General features: G+C 55.8%; 12 protein-coding genes and 4 pseudogenes. 12 read left to right on the forward strand and 4 right to left on the reverse strand.

The genetic code is table 11. The features are described 5' to 3' along the window. Positions 1-68 precede the first annotated feature (68 nt). The 7 genes and pseudogenes from hsdR to DAAHT2_RS14495 all read left to right on the forward strand — a co-directional run. On the forward strand, positions 69-2,534 hold the full coding sequence (gene hsdR / locus DAAHT2_RS13095) for an EcoAI/FtnUII family type I restriction enzme subunit R (RefSeq protein ID WP_013164758.1): 2,466 nt from the start codon (positions 69-71) through the stop codon (positions 2,532-2,534). A gap of 109 nt (positions 2,535-2,643) precedes the next feature. Next, positions 2,644-2,961 carry a helix-turn-helix transcriptional regulator gene (locus tag DAAHT2_RS13100; RefSeq protein WP_013164759.1) on the forward strand — a complete coding sequence of 106 codons (318 nt, stop codon included), beginning with the start codon at positions 2,644-2,646 and terminating at the stop codon, positions 2,959-2,961. Next, positions 2,958-4,175 carry a type II toxin-antitoxin system HipA family toxin gene (locus DAAHT2_RS13105; protein WP_013164760.1) on the forward strand — a complete coding sequence of 406 codons (1,218 nt, stop codon included), beginning with the start codon at positions 2,958-2,960 and terminating at the stop codon, positions 4,173-4,175. Before DAAHT2_RS13100 ends, DAAHT2_RS13105 begins: the two co-directional genes overlap by 4 nt. Positions 4,176-4,182: 7 nt before the next feature. Beyond that, complete coding sequence (locus tag DAAHT2_RS13110; protein WP_013164761.1) at positions 4,183-5,679, forward strand: type I restriction-modification system subunit M; 1,497 nt, start codon at positions 4,183-4,185, stop codon at positions 5,677-5,679. Next, a pseudogene (locus DAAHT2_RS13115) lies at positions 5,676-6,014 on the forward strand (restriction endonuclease); the annotation flags it as partial. The gene DAAHT2_RS13110 and the pseudogene DAAHT2_RS13115, both read left to right, overlap by 4 nt. A 169-nt stretch (positions 6,015-6,183) precedes the next feature. Beyond that, a complete protein-coding gene (locus DAAHT2_RS13120) occupies positions 6,184-7,566 on the forward strand; it encodes an IS4 family transposase (protein WP_013164763.1) in 1,383 nt (460 codons plus the stop codon). An 84-nt stretch (positions 7,567-7,650) separates the two neighbouring features. Next, positions 7,651-8,163 (forward strand): annotated as a pseudogene (locus DAAHT2_RS14495) (restriction endonuclease subunit S); the annotation flags it as partial. On the opposite strand, the gene istB reads toward DAAHT2_RS14495, so the two are convergent. Both istB and istA read right to left on the reverse strand, forming a co-directional pair. After that, a complete protein-coding gene (gene istB / locus DAAHT2_RS13135) occupies positions 8,160-8,945 on the reverse strand; it encodes an IS21-like element helper ATPase IstB (protein WP_013162572.1) in 786 nt (261 codons plus the stop codon). The pseudogene DAAHT2_RS14495 and the gene istB overlap by 4 nt on opposite strands. Positions 8,946-8,960: 15 nt before the next feature. Beyond that, positions 8,961-10,469, reverse strand: coding sequence for an IS21 family transposase (istA, locus tag DAAHT2_RS13140; protein ID WP_041718761.1), 1,509 nt, complete (start codon positions 10,467-10,469; stop codon positions 8,961-8,963). A gap of 248 nt (positions 10,470-10,717) precedes the next feature. On the opposite strand from istA, the pseudogene DAAHT2_RS13145 reads away from it, so the two are divergent. The 4 genes and pseudogenes from DAAHT2_RS13145 to DAAHT2_RS14500 form a co-directional block, all read left to right on the forward strand. Further along, a pseudogene (locus DAAHT2_RS13145) lies at positions 10,718-11,581 on the forward strand (restriction endonuclease subunit S); the annotation flags it as partial. A gap of 403 nt (positions 11,582-11,984) precedes the next feature. Further along, positions 11,985-12,323, forward strand: coding sequence for a hypothetical protein (locus DAAHT2_RS13150; RefSeq protein WP_013164764.1), 339 nt, complete (start codon positions 11,985-11,987; stop codon positions 12,321-12,323). An 87-nt stretch (positions 12,324-12,410) separates the two neighbouring features. Beyond that, complete coding sequence (locus DAAHT2_RS14125; RefSeq protein WP_013164765.1) at positions 12,411-13,160, forward strand: restriction endonuclease; 750 nt, start codon at positions 12,411-12,413, stop codon at positions 13,158-13,160. Between the two features lie 98 nt (positions 13,161-13,258). Further along, on the forward strand, positions 13,259-14,014 hold the full coding sequence (locus tag DAAHT2_RS14500; protein WP_083774456.1) for a DEAD/DEAH box helicase: 756 nt from the start codon (positions 13,259-13,261) through the stop codon (positions 14,012-14,014). On the opposite strand, the gene DAAHT2_RS13160 is transcribed toward DAAHT2_RS14500, so the two are convergent. Beyond that, positions 13,995-15,245: an IS256 family transposase gene (locus tag DAAHT2_RS13160; protein WP_013162619.1), complete on the reverse strand. Its 1,251-nt coding sequence runs from the start codon at positions 15,243-15,245 to the stop codon at positions 13,995-13,997. The two genes, DAAHT2_RS14500 and DAAHT2_RS13160, sit on opposite strands and share 20 nt — an antisense overlap. 241 nt (positions 15,246-15,486) lie before the next feature. On the opposite strand from DAAHT2_RS13160, the gene DAAHT2_RS14505 reads away from it, so the two are divergent. Beyond that, on the forward strand, positions 15,487-16,104 hold the full coding sequence (locus DAAHT2_RS14505) for a helicase-related protein (RefSeq protein WP_083774458.1): 618 nt from the start codon (positions 15,487-15,489) through the stop codon (positions 16,102-16,104). 15 nt (positions 16,105-16,119) lie between these two features. Here the strand turns inward: DAAHT2_RS14505 and DAAHT2_RS13165 are convergent. Further along, positions 16,120-17,503 (reverse strand): annotated as a pseudogene (locus DAAHT2_RS13165) (IS4 family transposase). Positions 17,504-17,638 lie beyond the last annotated feature (135 nt).

Consider the following 17,638-nt stretch of genomic DNA (forward strand, 5'->3'; position numbering starts at 1 on the left):
CGCTGGTCCCTGTCCGCCGGGGCGGGAACTGCTTGCATTCCCGCGTAAGTTGGTTTTTACTGCCGGGGATGGATAGCGCAACCAAAAAACAACTCAGCGAACGAGACATCTGCAGCAAGTTCATCACCCCGGCCATTGAACGGGCCGGGTGGGATTTGCAGGAGCAGGTGCGGGAGGAATTTTCCTTTACCGCCGGGCGGATCATCGTGCGGGGGCGGCTTCATGCCCGGGGGCGCAAGCGGCGGGCCGATTATGTGCTGAGTTTTCAGAAAAACCAGCCGCTTGCCGTAATCAAGGCCAAGGACAACAACCACTCCCTGGGCGACGGCATGCAGCAGGCCCTGGCCTACGCCGAGGCCCTGGACCTGCCCTTTGCCTTCAGCAGCAACGGCGACGGCTTTCTCTTCCACGACCGCACCGGCCTAAGCGGCCAAACCGAAACCACCCTGGCCCTGCACCAATTCCCCGCCCCCCAAACCCTCTGGGAACTCTACTGCCGCCACCACGGCCTGGCCGACCCCGCCAGCCGCCGCATCGTCGAACAACCTTACTACGACGACGGCTCCGGCCGCACCCCCCGCTATTACCAGGTCAACGCCGTCAACCGCACGGTGGAAGCGGTGGCCCGGGGCCAAAACCGCATCCTGCTGGTAATGGCCACCGGCACCGGCAAAACCTACACCGCCTTCCAGATCATCTGGCGGCTGTGGAAGTCCGGCCGCAAAAAGCGCATCCTCTTTCTGGCCGATCGCAACATCCTGGTGGACCAGACCAAAAGCAACGACTTCAAACCCTTCGGCCAGGCCATGACCAAGGTCAGCCGCCGCACGGTGGACAAGTCCTACGAAATCTACCTCTCCCTCTACCAGGCGGTCACCGGCAGCGAGGAAGAACAGAACATCTACAAAAATTTCTCGCCGGACTTTTTCGACCTGGTGGTCATCGACGAATGCCACCGGGGCAGCGCGGCGGCGGATTCGGCCTGGCGGGCGATCCTGGAATATTTCAGCGCGGCCACCCACCTGGGCCTTACCGCCACCCCCAAGGAAACCCGGGACGTCTCCAACATCGACTATTTCGGCGAGCCGGTCTACACCTACTCCCTGAAACAGGGCATCGAAGACGGCTTCCTGGCCCCCTACAAGGTGATCCGGGTGGACCTGGACAAAGACCTCCAGGGCTGGCGCCCCACCAAAGGCCAAACCGACAAGCACGGCCAACTGATCGAAGACCGGGTTTACAACCAGAAGGATTTCGACCGCAACCTGATCCTGGAACAGCGCACCCTCACGGTGGCGGCCAAGGTAAGCGAACTGCTGACCCAAACCGACCCCATGCAGAAAACCATCATCTTCTGCGAAGATATCGACCACGCCGAACGGATGCGCCAGGCCCTGGTCAACCTCAACCCGGAGCGGGTGCGGGAAAACCACAAATACGTGATGCGGATCACCGGCGACGAGCTGGAAGGCAAGGCGGAGCTGGACAACTTCATCAACCCCGAGCAACCCTACCCGGTAATTGCCACCACCAGCAAGCTGCTGAGCACCGGGGTGGATGTCCAGACCTGCAAGCTCATCGTGTTGGACCAGCGCATCCAGTCCATGACCGAGTTCAAGCAGATCATCGGCCGGGGCACCCGGATCAACGACGACTACCACAAGCACTGGTTCACCATCCTGGACTTCAAGAAGGCCACCGAACTGTTCGCCGACCCCAAGTTCGACGGCGAACCGGTGCAGGTGTACCAACCCAACCCCGGCGATCCCATGGTCCCGGAAGACGAACAACCCGGCGCCCAACCACCGGACCAGGCCCCGGACGACCCGGCGGCCCTGCTGCAAGACGACCCGGCCGCCGAAACCGCAGCCGACCAACCCGACCAAACCGCCAACTGGCAAAGCGACGACCAACCCCCCACCGGCCCGCTGCCGCCGCAACCGGAACCGCCCCCCAAACCCACCCGCTACGTCATCGACAACGTCCCGGTGCAGGTCATCGCCGAACGGGTCCAGTACCTGGGGCCGGACGGCAAGCTGATCACCGAAAGCCTGCGCGACTACACCCGCCAGAAGGTAAAGGAACAGTACGCCACCCTGCACGACTTCCTCCGCCACTGGCGCCGGGCCGACCGCAAGCAGGCGATCATCGAGGAACTGGCCGAACGGGGCATCTTCTGGGAAGAGCTGATCAAAGACCTGGGCCGCCAACTGGGCGACGAACCCGACCCCTTCGACGTCATCTGCCACATCGTCTACGACCAGCCGCCCTTAACCCGACGCCAGCGGGCCGAACGGGTGCGCAAACAAAACTATTTCGGCAAATACCGGGAAACCAGCCGCCAGGTGCTGGACGCCCTGCTGGACAAGTACGCCGACGCCGGCATCGAACCCATCGAAGATGTAAAAATCCTCAACCTGGCCCCCTTCACCAACCTGGGCTCGGCCCTGGAGCTGGTCGGCGCCTTCGGCGGCAAACCTGGCTACACCGAAGCGGTGAAGGAGCTGGAATCGGCCATCTACAGCACCCGTTAGACCGGCTACCAGCACCCGGGGACAGATTTGAAATCTGTCCCCTAATGTCCGATGTCGCTATATGTCAAAACATATTTTATTATTTCTGTATGTGTGATAGCATATAAAAATGATGGATGATATCGTCAGAAAGCTGCGAGCGGCGCGGAAAGCCAAGGGGCTGACCCAAGGCGCTTTAGGGGCCAAGATGGGCCTGCCGCAAAGTCACATCTCGCAAATCGAGGCGGGCAAGGTCGATATGCGCCTTTCCAGCTTTCTGGAGATGGCGCGGTTTCTGGATCTGGAACCGGTGCTGGTCCCGCGTGCCTTGACGCCCGCCGTCCGCTCACTGTTATCCGGCGACAAAGGGGCCCCGCAACCGGCCTGGCGGCCCGACGACATGCCCGACGACATGGATGTTGAGGACGAGAAGGAAGAACTGCCATGACGGCCGCGCTCGATATTTTCCTGAACGACACCCTGGTCGGTCTGTTAACGGAGCTGCCGGACGGGCGGATATTGTTCACTTTCGACGAAACCTATATCAACAACCCGGACCGCCCTGTTTTAAGCCAATCGTACCTTGCCGCCGACGGAGCGCTTCTTACCGATACCAGGGCGTACAGCGCCAAGGCGCCGCCGTTCTTTGCCAATCTGCTTCCCGAAGGGCATTTGCGGGATTATCTGGCGGCGCGCGGCGGCATCAAGCCAGGCAACGAATTTGCCCTGCTTTACCTGCTGGGTGAAGATTTGCCGGGCGCGGTGATTGCCAGGCCTGCGGAAGACTCTCCATTGCCAAAGGGCAAAGCAGAAAACACCCTGGCCGAAAAAGCCGAATCCGGGCAGCCTTGGCGCTTTTCCCTGGCGGGCGTCCAACTGAAATTCTCGGCGCTGATGGAACGCCACGGGGGCCTGACTATCCCGGCCGGCGGCAGGGAAGGGGACTGGATTGTCAAGCTGCCGTCGCGCACCCACGACAACGTCCCGGAAAACGAGTATGCCATGATGCACATGGCCGGCGAGATTGGCCTGAAGGTGCCGGAGATCCGGCTGGTGCCGCTGTCCGAGATTGCAGGTCTGCCAAATTTCGGCAAGCTGCGCGGCACCCAGGCGTTGGCCGTAAAGCGTTTTGACCGGACGGAGGGCGGCTTGCGCATCCACAGCGAGGACTTTGCCCAAGTTTACGGCATCTTTCCCGATAACAAATATGAAGGCGTAAGCTTTCAGAATATAGCCGGCATGGTTTGGACCCTGACCGGGGAGGAGGGTCTGCGCGATTATATCGCCCGTTTGGCTTACACCATTATGACCGGCAACGGCGACATGCATTTAAAGAACTGGTCGTTCATCTACCGGGACGGCCGCACGCCCGAGCTGGCGCCGGTTTACGACATGGTTTCGACCGTGCCCTACCTGCCGGGCGAAACGCTGGCCCTGAAATTGCTCAAAACAAAGGAGATGATGCTTTGCAACCTGCGGCTTTTTGAAAAGCTGGCCGGAAAAGCGGGCTTGCCGAAAAAACTTGTCCTGGATACCGTCCGGGAAACAGCAGCCAAAACGCACCGCGCCTGGCAAGAGAATAAGGCCCACTACGCCTTGCCAAAGGCCATCGAGACGGCGATTGACCAACATATGAAAAGCGTCCCCCTAACCGACGGATAAACACCCAATGACCATCAGCACCACCATCAAATCCATCCAGGACATCATGCGCAAGGATGTCGGGGTGGACGGCGACGCCCAGCGCATCGGCCAGCTCGGCTGGATGCTCTTTCTGAAAATCTTCGACGACCGGGAAGTGGAATGGGAGCTGTTCGACGACCATTACCGTTCCCCCATCCCCGAACCCCTGCGCTGGCGCAACTGGGCCGCCGACCCGGAGGGGATCACCGGCGAGGAGCTGAAAGACTTCATCGACAACACCCTCTTTCCCGGCCTGCAAAACCTCCAGCCCCGGGGCGACGACTACCGGGGGGTGGTGATCCGCAGCGTCTTTGAAGACGCCTACAACTACATGAAGTCCGGCCAGCTTCTGCGCCAGGTGATCAACAAGCTCCAGGAAGGGGTCAACTTCAACAAGGCCGGCGAGCGCCACGAGCTGGGCGGGGTTTACGAGCAGATCCTGAAAGACCTGCAAAGCGCGGGCAACGCCGGCGAGTTCTACACCCCCCGGGCGGTCACCCGCTTCATGGTCAACCGGGTGGACCCCAAGCTGCGGGAAACGGTGATGGACCCGGCCTGCGGCACCGGCGGCTTCCTGACCTGCGCCATCGAGCACAAACGCAACCACTACGTGCAAACGCCCCAGGATGAAGCGATTCTGCAACGCAGCATCCTGGGGGTGGAAAAAAAGCCGCTGCCGCACCTGCTGGCGGTGACCAACCTGATCCTGCACGGCATTGAAAACCCGGACCAGATCAAGCATGACAACGCCCTGGCCCGCCCCCTGATAAGCTGGGGCCCCAAGGAGCGGGTGGAGGTGATTGTCGCCAATCCGCCGTTTGGCGGCATGGAGGAAGACGGTATTGAAACCAACTTCCCCCAGGCCTTCCGCACCCGCGAAACCGCCGATCTCTTCCTGACCCTGTTCATCCACCTGCTCAAGCCCCGGGGCCGGGCCGCCGTGGTCCTGCCGGACGGCTTTCTCTTCGGCGAGGGGATGAAAACTCGGCTGAAGGAAAAGCTGCTGGCCGAGTGCAACCTGCATACCATCGTGCGGCTGCCCAACGGGGTTTTCAACCCCTACACCGGCATCAAGACCAACCTGCTCTTCTTCACCAAGGGCGCCCCCACCGAGGCGGTCTGGTACTACGAACACCCCTACCCGGAGGGCTACAAGAGCTACAGCAAGACCAAGCCCATGCAGTTTGCCGAGTTTCAGGCGGAAATCGACTGGTGGGGCGAAGAGGCCGACGGCTTCGCCGCCCGCCGGGAAACCGAGCGGGCCTGGAAGGTGCCGGCGGAGCAGATCAAGGCCCGCAACTACAACCTGGACATCAAGAACCCCTACGCCGCCGAGCAGCAAAACCACGACCCGGAACAACTGCTGGCCCGCTACCACCAGCAGCAGAGCGAAATCCAGCAGCTCCGCGACCAGTTGAAGGAGATCCTGGCCGAAGCCCTGCACCGCCAGCCAAACCAACCCGGCCGGAAAAACACCCCATGACCGCCCCCCGCCTGATCACCGACCACCTGGACCTCTGGACCGCCGCCGTCACCCCCAAGACCAACAACGGCCGGGGCCGCAACGGCCAACCGGAGCTGACCGGCATCAAAAAGCTGCGGGAACTGATCCTGGAGCTGGCGGTACGCGGCAAACTGGTCCCCCAAAACCCGGCGGACGAACCGGCCGCCACCCTGCTGGAAAAAATAGCGGCGGAAAAAGCCCGCCTGGTAAAGGAAGGCAAGATCAAAAAGCCCAAACCCCTGCCCCCGGTGGGGGAGGATGAACAGCCGTTTGTGTTGCCTGAGGGGTGGGAGCTTGACCGCCTTGGGAACATATTTGATATTCAAGATCACAGACGAATACCCCTTAATAACTGAACTTTCGGACTTGAGAAAAAATTAACTCAATGCCTTGATTTAACTAAATAAAACGTGAAACGCCCCTTGCTTTTTGATATATTGGGAATTGCCAAAAACTCAATAAAATCAAAAAGAAGAGGCGCAAATGCACAGTATCACGGACAGCCAAGAACAGCAAGCAGTAAGGCAACTGCACAGCAAAGTCGATCAGTTCTTTGACAACTTCTCTCTCGGCACTTTGCTCAACCGAGCGGGTATCCGCAAGCTGCGGGGCACCTCGCCGATTCGGTTGCTGAAGTCCATCTTCATGCTGGCCTTCAGCCAAGAGAACTTCTTTCGCGGGATCGTGGAGCGGAAGCAGGAATTCGGCAAGGATGCCGCCTACGCCCTCTTGCAGGGGACTAACTACAACTGGCGCCGACTGTTGCTGCAACTGGCGGCCAAAATCGTCACCGTTTTCTCCCTGCTGACCGAGGAGCCAAAACGAAAGGTGCTGATCATCGATGACAGCACCTACGAACGGCCCCATTCCCGCAAGGTGGAATTGTTGACCCGGGTTCATGACAACTGCCGCAAGCGGTTTACCAGGGGATTCAAGCTGCTGACCATGGCCTGGTCGGATGGTTACAGCACCTTGCCGGTGGACTTTGCCTTGCTTTCTTCGCGGGATCCGGAGAAACGGTTGTGGGATGAGGAAAGGCAGCTTGATCGGCGTTGTTGCGCTGCCCGGCGCCGGAAAGAGGCGGTGACCAAATCCACCGATCTGCTGGATGGCATGATCAAGCGGATCATGGGCAGCGGCATCGACTTCGGCTACATTCTGATGGACAGCTGGTTCGCCTTTCCCTCGATCATCAGGAAACTGCACCAGCATCGACCGGTGATCTGCATGCTGAAGGACATACCCAGTATCCGTTTCCGGTATCAGGGTGTTTCCCGTCGAGTGGGAGAGCTCTACCGGAACCTGAATAAGCGGCCGGGCCGGGCCAGAATCCTGGCCGGCGCCACGGTGGAACTGGCGAGTGGCCTGCCGGCCAAAATTATCTTTGTCCGGCACCGCAGCACCAAAAACTGGCTGGCCCTGTTGTCCACCGATCTGGAACTCGGCGAGGAGGAGATCGTTCAGACCTACGGTAAGCGATGGGACATCGAGGTGATGTTCAAAGTGGTGAAGCACTACCTCAACCTGGAAAAGGAGGTGCAAATGCGGAATTTCGACGGGCTGATCGCCCATGCCACCGTAGTCCTGATCCGCTACTGCTTCCTCTCTTTCCAGCAGCGGATGGACAACGATGAGCGGGCTTTGGGCTCCCTCTTTTACGCCTGTGCCGAGGAGATACGGGATATCACCCTGCTCGAAGCGTTCCAGCGCATCATGACCCTGGCCCTGGACAAAATACGACAACTCGGCGAGTTCGCCGAAGATGCAGTGAGAAGGATCATTGATGTGGTGATGGGTACCGCTTGTCATATGCTGTTATCCCCGGCGGGAGACGGCAGAAATAAAAACATTTTAACGGCTAGTTAGGCCAAGTCCGAAAGTTCAGTTAATAAGAAAGAGCGCGAAAGCCGTCGCGGCCAATATGCTTATTATGGCGCCAATGGCCAAGTCGATACGATTGATGACTATCTTTTTGATGGAACACGAATACTTGTTGCGGAAGATGGTGGTTTTTTTTCTGATCCTGTTCGTGGCGTTGCCTACGTTGCGCATGGCAAGTTCTGGGTTAACAACCATGCGCATGTGCTGGAATGCCTGGCTTCAACCCCTGAAAATTTCTGGGTAGCTTACTTTAATCAGCTTGATTGGAGCCCATATGTCCGAGGTATGACAAGGGCAAAGCTCAATCAGTCAGTTATGCAGCAAATAGTCATGCCTATACCGCCCCTGGCCGAACAACACCGCATCGTCGAAAAAGTCGATGAACTCATGGCCCTCTGCGACCGGCTGGAGCAGCAGACCAACGACCAACTCGCCGCCCATGAAACCCTCGTCGAAACCCTGCTCGACACCCTGACCCGCTCCGCTGACGCCACTGTTAATGATCACCCTAATGGAGCCACCCATGATCAGCTAATGGAGCCACCCTCAAGTGGCCATTTTGGGGCTCCGGACGGTTTTTAATTTTTGCCTTTTTTAACGTTTTCGGCAACCTCGTTTTTGGGGTATTTGGGCAGCGGCCTGGCCGCTCGAAAACTTTTGCCGTCCAAGAGCAGGGAGTAAGCGCCGTGGCGGATGCGGTCGATGGTGGCCGAGCCCAGCAGTTTATTGGGGAAGGCGTCGCCCCACTCGTTGAGATCCAGGTTGCTGGTGATGATGGTGGAACGGCGCTCGTAACGTTCTCCAATCAGATCATGGATATCCTCATCCTGGGGGGTACGCAGGGGTTTGAGGCCAAAGTCGTCAATGATCAGCAGGTCGACCTTGGCCAGGGCGTTAAGCCGCCGTTCATAGGCGTTGGTGGCGCGGGCGGCGTGGAGTTGGCCCAGCATCTTGGTCTGGGTGGTGAAGAGCACATCGTAGCCCATTCTGACCGCGCAGTGGCCGATGGCCTGGGCGATATGGCTCTTGCCGGTGCCGCAGGGGCCGACCACCAGCAGGTTGGCGCCCTCTTCCAGGAAACGGCAGGTGGCCAAGTCCATGATCAGGGCGCGGTTGATGTTGGGGTTGAAGGAGAAGTCGAACTCCTCCAGGGTTTTGTGGTTACGGAAGTTGGCCCGGCGGACACGCATGGCGAACTTGCGCTGGGAACGGCGGGCGACTTCGTCCTGTACCAGCATGGCCAGGAAGTCGGTGTAGGCCAGCTTTTCCTCGATGGCCTGGCGGTTTCTGGCTTCCAGGGAATCAAGGATGCCGGAGAGTCGCAACTGTTTGAGCATGGGGATCAGTTCGGGCATGGGGTTCATTAAGCTTCCTCCTTATCAGTGAAAAAGTTGTTGGCGCTGGAAGCGGCCCTGGCCGCGGTAGGCCACGCCGGCCGCCACCGGTTCCGTTTCCGGGGGCTGTTGGTCAAGCCCCTTGCCGAGGATGGTTTTGACCGTGATGTATTGGGGGCTGTCGTAGATCAGCGCCCGGTGACAGGCGGCTTCCAGCCGCTCCGGGCCGTATTTGCCGGCCAACCGGAGCACCCCCTGGGCCGCCCGGAGATGATCAACCACCCGGTGGCTCAACAGCCGCTTGACCAGGTGGTGGCAGCGGGGACCGATCTCACCGGCCTGTTTGAGGCACCACTGGGGATCGCGCATCAGGTAGGCGACGGCGTCCGGTGGTAGGTGGTCGACACAGGTGGCCTTCTGGCCGGGTCGGGCACAGCGGGGATGGACCGCCACCTGTTGATGCTGGTGGTAGATCTTGACGGTGGTTTCCGTCGCCTTGACCCACAGCTTTTTGTGCACCAGCTTGAAGGGGGCGGAGTAGTAGGCTTTGTCGAACTGGAGATGGCAGTTGCCGTGCAGCTTGTGCTCGGCCCAAACCGCCAACTCCGGGGCCACGGCGGGCAAAGGTTTAAGAAAAGCCTTCTCCGCCTCGGCGAACATGACCAGCGGCTTTTGCTTGGTGGTGCCGTGGCTACGGTTGCCGGCCGTTGCCAGCACCCACTCCTTAAGCTGACGATTGGCGTCGACCAAGCTACGGAACTCGCGCAAGGGCAGGAAGTTGTTTTTGACGTATTTGACGCCGGATTCCACCCGCCCCTTCATCTGGGGTTGGCGCGGCGGGCAGGGCGAGATCAGAAAGCCGTAACCTTCGGCAAACTCGGCGTAGGAACGGTTCACCGCCGGATCGTGCCAGCAGGCCTTGATGATCCCGGCCTTGAGGTTGTCGATCATCACCTTGGCCGGCACCCCGCCGAAGAACTCGAAGGCCCGGCGGTGACAACCCAGCCAGGTCGCCACCTTCTGGTCGCGGACGATCTCGGCGTACTGGTGCCGGCTGAAGGCCAGGGTCATGACGAACACCCAGGTGGAAAACGGCTTGCCGGTCTGGGAATCAAGCAGCTTGGGGCCGGAACCGAAGTCCACCTGGGCCGCTTCGCCGGGAGCAAAGTCCAGCATTACCGTGGCTTGAGGGTTGTCCTCTTTGAGGGTCTTAAGAAAACGTCTGACCGAGGAGTAGCTGCCGGTAAAGCCATGCTCACGCACCAGGGCCTGGTACATGGTGGTGCCGTTGATCCCGGCCGCCTGCCAGGTCTTGAGCTGCTCCTGGTACGGCAGCAGCATCGGCACCGCCGATTCGCCCGGGGCCGGCAGCGCGAGCACCTTGGCCAGCTCGGCATCATCCGGCAACTCTTGGGCGGGATCGAGCCAGCCCTGCTGCTGAGCCAAGGCCCGTAACTGCGCGGCCTTGCGGCGGCCCATCAGCTTAGCCTTGGCGATCTGGCGGTCGGATTGAACCGACCGCATTTGGGTAAGAACTTGACGGTATTGAAACATCTCGAACCTCCTGTTGGCCATCGGCTATCCCTCCTGAAAATGGGTTTTTCAGGGGGATATAGCCGATCCGCAGAAAGTCCGGGACCCGTTTATGAACTTAAGGGAAGGGGTGGCGCCATTAGCTGATCCGCAAGTGGCTCCATTAGCTGATCACGCCATGGCTCCATTAGCTGATCACGCCATGGCTCCATTAAGCTGATCCTTAACTGGCTCCATTAGCTGATCACGAAGTGGCTCCATAGGGGTGATCATTAACAGCCACCGAACTGGCCGCCAACTGGACCCGCCTCCAAAGCCACTTCGACACCCTGTTCACCACAGAATCCAGCATCGACCGCCTAAAACAAACCATCCTTCAACTGGCCGTCATGGGCCGGCTCGTCCCTCAAGACCCCAGGGACGAACCAGCCTCGGTCCTGCTGGAAAAAATAGCGACAGAAAAAGCCCGCCTGGTAAAAGAAGGCAAAATCAAGAAGACGAAGCCGTTACCGGAAATTTACGATGAGGAAAAGCCGTTTGATTTGCCGTATGGCTGGGAGTGGTGCCGTTTCCCCGATATTGGTGAGTTGGCAAGGGGTAAATCCAAACATAGACCACGCAATGACCCCACCCTTTACATTGACGGAAAGACGCCGTTGGTTCAAACTGGTGATGTTGCAAGGGCTGACAGGGAAATAAAAACTTTCACGGCTTTATACAATCAAGCCGGCGTTGATCAGAGCAAGTTATGGAAAGCAGGCACTCTTTGTATTACCATTGCAGCAAATATCGGCGACACGGGAATCCTCGGATTCGATGCCTGCTTTCCCGATAGTGTTGTTGGTTTCACACCGTTTGACGACAGGTTGAAGAACGAATATTTTGAATATTACTTAAGGACCGCCAAGAAAAATCTGGAAGAATTTGCGCCCTCAACTGCCCAGAAAAACATCAATCTTGAGGTTCTTCAAAATATTCTTGTACCATTACCGCCAGCAGGGGAGTTGGTGCGAATAGTTAAGAAAATAGATAAATTAATAGCTCTCTGTGATCACCTTAAAGTCCGTTTTACGCAGATCAGCCAAAACCAGCATCTTATAGCTGAGGCTATGGTAATCAATGCAGTTGCTTGATATACCGTGCAAAAGTTGGGCCAAGCATTATTTTCTTCTTGAAGCCACCTGGGAAATTGAGTAGCGTCATCGAAAAGGTGCGTAGATAAGCCAAAATGCCAAGTCGGGGAAGAAGGCATGAATGAGCCGAACTTATTAAGAACTACATTGATTGGCGGACATTTGTCGACCACGACAACCTACCGAAACCAAACGGTTTTACCACATACTCGGTGTTCGCCAATCAGCGAAGGTTTTAATAACACCAGTCAGAACAAACCGCAAGCCGCTCGAGGTATGTCACTTTGGGCGGCTTTTCAATGTCTTGTGCTATTACCTGACAACAGGCAGGAATCTGTGTGCACAATTTTTTTGATATTTTTGCCTAAACCACGGTTAGAAGCTTCAACTCAAGGAGATACACATGGCTTGGACAATCGAAGCAGCATTTGAAGATGAAGCTATCGAACGCACAGAGAAAACCGACGAGGGGTACTCATTTTGGTTGAAAGGCATCCCCACGGAAATCCGCGTCGTGTTGTCGATCAATCCTGCTCGCGGTGGCTGCAACTTTCACCTTAGCCACTTCATCCACACGCCCAAGCAAATTGGACCGTATCGCCCGAGTCGGCCTTGGGGTGACGACGAAGCCTACGCACTCCAATTAGCCGTAACCGCTATTACGCAGCACTACAGAGACGCTGTAAAAGCTGGTATCGCTCCCAATGCGGATTGGTTGGTTGAAAATGAATTTGGCATCTAACACTACCCTCAACCGGACCTGCGCGAAAAGCCGCGCAGGCCGGTTAGCTTCACGTTTGTTATCTCTGTATAAACAACGCTATATCGCATGATTACTCAACATGTTCCAGATCGTTGGCAAGCATTGCAGGCCGAAGTTGGCCGCATTCTTTCCGAATGTGGTTTCTCCGTCGAAGTAGAGCGCAAAATTCAATCTGCTCGAGGCACTATTGAAATTGACGTGTACGCGGAGGAGACTGTCCGGGGAAGGAAGTACGCCATCGCCTGTGAATGCAAACATTGGAAGTCACGCATCCCCCAAGCTGTCGTCCATGGGTTCAGAACGGTAGTTCAAGAGATAGGTGCCAATATTGGGTACATAGTTTCCATGGAGGGTTTTCAATTGGGGGCCATAATTGCAAGCGACCTTACCAACTTAAAGCTCGTGACTTGGCAGGAATTTCAAGACATCTTCGAGGAAAGTTGGTTCGAAGAGTTCTTCTCAAAAGAGATAGACGAAAAGCTGGGTGGCTTAATGACCTATGCCGAACCAATCCTGCCAGCATGGTTTGAACAGATGACTGAGGAGGACAGGGTTAAGTATTTCTCGCTCAAAGAAAAACATGACCTGTTCGGAATAGTTATGCAGTCTCTAGGCCCTTATAGCCGTCTTCTGCACAAAGATCCAATCCAGGCGCTGCCGCTGCGTGCGAGGCTCAAGCCTGATCCACTATTAAGCACGATTCCAGATCACATTTTGGACGAAACTGCTTACCGTGAACTCTTGGATGCTTCGATTACTCATGGTGAAGCGGCTCTTGCCGAGTTCAGAGTTTTGCGAAACAAGTATGCGACATAAACAGACTCTTGCAGCGGATCGCAAAAGGCCGCGCCCGCTGAAGAGCGACGGCTAGCATAATAATTGAGTTGATGTGACTAAATAGCGGAGCTTTTATAATGAAATATGTACTTCCAGTAAACCATGGTTTATCTGAAAGGGTCATCAAAACTTTGATGTTCACCGAAGATGGTGGTCCATCACTTACCGATGCGCAATATGCAGCTCTTAAAGCTGGCATAGGCACCGGTAGCAGCGCATTAGTTGTTTCTCCCACTTCAACCGGAAAGACACAGATCGCCGTTTGGGCTATCGCAAATGGCATTGAGGCGAACGCAAATACCGTCTATTTAGTAACTCATCGGGCTCTGGCAAAACAAAAATTTGAGGATTTCAAAAAGTTGCTGAGTGCAGAATATTTTAAAGGAGACCTTTCTGGAATTGTCCTCGCAACCGGTGATAATGTGGTTAATGGCAAAGGCGAGTGTCCTGCAGACCCGCTAAGATCCCAGCTACTTGTCGCTACCTATGAGAAATACTTGGCAATGCTATCTGCTTCTGGTGTGCCTTCGTCGATGGCTAATACCGTTGTAGTGTGTGACGAAATCCAGTTGCTAGGTGACAAATATCGTGGACAGAATGTAGAGGTCCTTCTTACCCTCTTAAGAAATGCTGGATGGAAACAATTTGTTGGTCTTTCGGCAGTCCTTTATCCAAAAGATGCAGAAGAGCTTTCTAGTTGGCTCAATGTTACTCTGGTCCGTGTTACTACTCGCGAAAAAGATCTTCGATATGAGTATTGGAGCACATCAGGCATAGAAAGTGAGTTATTGTCAAATCTGGTGTACGGAGTCCTCAGGCGGCCATCCGCATAGGTTGATCTGACACCTTGATTCCGTTTTTGAATTGTATGCCGGTGACGACCTCAGCCAGCCGGCGAAATCCCTTGATCTTTTTCCATCTTTTTTCAGCGCTTTGCAGCAGCTTAAAGACCATGGTCAGGGTGGTGTCCCTGGAACCGCAGTTCCGTGATCTCTTGCTGCGCAGGCGCACAGTGGCAAAGGCCGACTCGATGGGGTTGGTGGTCCTGATATGCACCCAGTGTTCGGCTGGAAAATCGTAAAAAGCCAGCAACTCGTCCCGGTCCTTGGCCAGGCACTCCATGGCCTTGGGGTATTTGTCTTCGAAACGGGCCAGCATACGATCAAAAGCCTGGCTGGCATCTTCCTTGGTCTCAGCCATCCAGATATCATGCAAATCAGCCTTGGCCTTGAGCTGAAGCTTTTTGGGCATCTTGTTCAGCACGTTGGCCGTTTTGTGAACCCAGCAGCGTTGGTGGCGGGTCTTCGGATAGACCCTGCCCAAGGCGTTCCAGAACCCCAAGGAACCATCGCCAACCGCCAACTCGGGGCCTGTGGTCAGGCCCCGAGCCCGCAGCCCGGCGAGAAGTTCATACCAGCTGTCGCTTGACTCCCGGTAGCCATCCTCCACCGCTATCAGTTCCTTGTGCCCCTGGTCGGTAACTCCAATGATCACCAGCAGGCAAAGCTTGTCATCCATGCGGACGTTGCTGTAGATGCCATCCACCCACCAGTAAACGTAGCGTTTTCCGTTCAGGTCACGTTGCCGCCATTTGGTGTGCTCGGCCAGCCATTTGGCTTTCAAGCGGGAGATGGTGTTGGCCGACAACCCCTTGGCCTGTTCCCCGAGGAGTGCGGCCAGGGCCTCCTGGTAATCGCCGGTGGAAATTCCTCGCAGGTAAAGCCAGGGCAGCAACTCATCGACACTGCGCGCCCGCTTCAGATAAGGCGGCAACAAACTGCTGTTGAACTTGAGGCCTTGGCCGCTACGATCTCGCACCTTGGGAACTTTGACCTCGACATCGCCGATTCCGGTCTGGATCGTGCGACCGGGAAGATAGCCGTTTCGGACCACTGTCCTGCGGCCATCTTCCAAGCGGCTGGAGTATTGGGCCATGAAGGCCTGTAATTCAGCTTCTACGGCCTGGGCAATCAGCATCCTGGCACCATCGCGCAAAAGGTCGGTAAGCGGGTCGGCGACATTGTTTCCTTGTTGTGAAAGAGCGGTTGGGGTAGACTTGGTCATGGCGTATCCTCCTGTGTTGGCTGTGATCGTCGTGGTGATCAATCAACCTGGATGATACGCCATTTTCCTCAGTTATCCCATACACCAGATTTGACTATAACCCATAGAAAGTGTTATCACCTCGAAACCTGAAGAAATTACACATGTATCTCTTCCGACAGGTGCTACCCCTGACGTACTTAAGGTGATAAGGAATTTCGAAAAACAAACGCGGCCTCCTTTTCCTGTAATTGTATTTTGCATGAGAAAACAAGATGTTCACGAACTCGCTTCAGCTGACTTGGAATATCGAATAGCTAAGAGAGGTCATCAGGTCCCATTAGATTTTGGAGATCTTCCCGTTACTACATCCAATTCCTTTCTCTCGAAAGCACTTGCACATCGAATAGCGATTCACAGTACTGACCTTACAGATGAGGAAAGAAAAATTGTTGAAGATGGCTTAATAAACGGAAAAGTTGATGTAGTATACGCTACATCAACCCTAGCTGCTGGAGTCAATTTCCCATTAGGTGCAGCAATATTTTACCGATGGCAAAGATATAGTTTCGACGAAAGAGCGCATCTTCCAATAAATCCCGCGGAGTTTCACAACATGGCTGGACGAGTCGGTAGGATGGGCTCAGACCATGAAGAGGGGCGAGTAATTTTTTTCCCTGAAACAGGATCGTTTTCAGACTCTTATAAAAGATATCTGGAATTAGATGCACTCCCCCCTATTGTATGTAGAATTGGTTCAGCTGCTTTCGATCAGTTGAGTCTTCAGTTAGTTGCTTCAGGTCTATGCCATACGCGTGATGATGTTAAGAAATTGGTTTGTACATCTTTTAGTGGGCTTCGCGAAGAAGATTATAACTGAACTTTCGGACTTGGCCTAACTAGCCGTTAAAATGTTTTTATTTCTGCCGTCTCCCGCCGGGGATAACAGCATATGACAAGCGGTACCCATCACCACATCAATGATCCTTCTCACTGCATCTTCGGCGAACTCGCCGAGTTGTCGTATTTTGTCCAGGGCCAGGGTCATGATGCGCTGGAACGCTTCGAGCAGGGTGATATCCCGTATCTCCTCGGCACAGGCGTAAAAGAGGGAGCCCAAAGCCCGCTCATCGTTGTCCATCCGCTGCTGGAAAGAGAGGAAGCAGTAGCGGATCAGGACTACGGTGGCATGGGCGATCAGCCCGTCGAAATTCCGCATTTGCACCTCCTTTTCCAGGTTGAGGTAGTGCTTCACCACTTTGAACATCACCTCGATGTCCCATCGCTTACCGTAGGTCTGAACGATCTCCTCCTCGCCGAGTTCCAGATCGGTGGACAACAGGGCCAGCCAGTTTTTGGTGCTGCGGTGCCGGACAAAGATAATTTTGGCCGGCAGGCCACTCGCCAGTTCCACCGTGGCGCCGGCCAGGATTCTGGCCCCGGCCCGGCCGCTTATTCAGGTTCCGGTAGAGCTCTCCCACTCGACGGGAAACACCCTGATACCGGAAACGGATACTGGGTATGTCCTTCAGCATGCAGATCACCGGTCGATGCTGGTGCAGTTTCCTGATGATCGAGGGAAAGGCGAACCAGCTGTCCATCAGAATGTAGCCGAAGTCGATGCCGCTGCCCATGATCCGCTTGATCATGCCATCCAGCAGATCGGTGGATTTGGTCACCGCCTCTTTCCGGCGCCGGGCAGCGCAACAACGCCGATCAAGCTGCCTTTCCTCATCCCACAACCGTTTCTCCGGATCCCGCGAAGAAAGCAAGGCAAAGTCCACCGGCAAGGTGCTGTAACCATCCGACCAGGCCATGGTCAGCAGCTTGAATCCCCTGGTAAACCGCTTGCGGCAGTTGTCATGAACCCGGGTCAACAATTCCACCTTGCGGGAATGGGGCCGTTCGTAGGTGCTGTCATCGATGATCAGCACCTTTCGTTTTGGCTCCTCGGTCAGCAGGGAGAAAACGGTGACGATTTTGGCCGCCAGTTGCAGCAACAGTCGGCGCCAGTTGTAGTTAGTCCCCTGCAAGAGGGCGTAGGCGGCATCCTTGCCGAATTCCTGCTTCCGCTCCACGATCCCGCGAAAGAAGTTCTCTTGGCTGAAGGCCAGCATGAAGATGGACTTCAGCAACCGAATCGGCGAGGTGCCCCGCAGCTTGCGGATACCCGCTCGGTTGAGCAAAGTGCCGAGAGAGAAGTTGTCAAAGAACTGATCGACTTTGCTGTGCAGTTGCCTTACTGCTTGCTGTTCTTGGCTGTCCGTGATACTGTGCATTTGCGCCTCTTCTTTTTGATTTTATTGAGTTTTTGGCAATTCCCAATATATCAAAAAGCAAGGGGGCGTTTCACGTTTTATTTAGTTAAATCAAGGCATTGAGTTAATTTTTTCTCAAGTCCGAAAGTTCAGATT

It is taken from the genome of Desulfurivibrio alkaliphilus AHT 2 (assembly GCF_000092205.1).
GTDB classification, from domain to species: Bacteria; Desulfobacterota; Desulfobulbia; order Desulfobulbales; family Desulfurivibrionaceae; genus Desulfurivibrio; species Desulfurivibrio alkaliphilus.

Excerpts from the sequence above, each read along its gene's own strand:
- DAAHT2_RS13150 (WP_013164764.1), top strand. The coding sequence starts at position 11,985 with ATGGCTTGGACAATCGAAGCAGCATTTGAAGATGAAGCTATCGAACGC.
- DAAHT2_RS13110 (WP_013164761.1), top strand. The coding sequence starts at position 4,183 with ATGACCATCAGCACCACCATCAAATCCATCCAGGACATCATGCGCAAG.
- DAAHT2_RS14505 (WP_083774458.1), top strand. The coding sequence starts at position 15,487 with ATGAGAAAACAAGATGTTCACGAACTCGCTTCAGCTGACTTGGAATAT.
- DAAHT2_RS13160 (WP_013162619.1), bottom strand. The coding sequence starts at position 15,245 with ATGACCAAGTCTACCCCAACCGCTCTTTCACAACAAGGAAACAATGTC.
- DAAHT2_RS14500 (WP_083774456.1), top strand. The coding sequence starts at position 13,259 with ATGAAATATGTACTTCCAGTAAACCATGGTTTATCTGAAAGGGTCATC.
- DAAHT2_RS13105 (WP_013164760.1), top strand. The coding sequence starts at position 2,958 with ATGACGGCCGCGCTCGATATTTTCCTGAACGACACCCTGGTCGGTCTG.
- istA (WP_041718761.1), bottom strand. The coding sequence starts at position 10,469 with ATGTTTCAATACCGTCAAGTTCTTACCCAAATGCGGTCGGTTCAATCC.
- hsdR (WP_013164758.1), top strand. The coding sequence starts at position 69 with ATGGATAGCGCAACCAAAAAACAACTCAGCGAACGAGACATCTGCAGC.
- DAAHT2_RS14125 (WP_013164765.1), top strand. The coding sequence starts at position 12,411 with ATGATTACTCAACATGTTCCAGATCGTTGGCAAGCATTGCAGGCCGAA.
- DAAHT2_RS13120 (WP_013164763.1), top strand. The coding sequence starts at position 6,184 with ATGCACAGTATCACGGACAGCCAAGAACAGCAAGCAGTAAGGCAACTG.
- istB (WP_013162572.1), bottom strand. The coding sequence starts at position 8,945 with ATGAACCCCATGCCCGAACTGATCCCCATGCTCAAACAGTTGCGACTC.
- DAAHT2_RS13100 (WP_013164759.1), top strand. The coding sequence starts at position 2,644 with ATGATGGATGATATCGTCAGAAAGCTGCGAGCGGCGCGGAAAGCCAAG.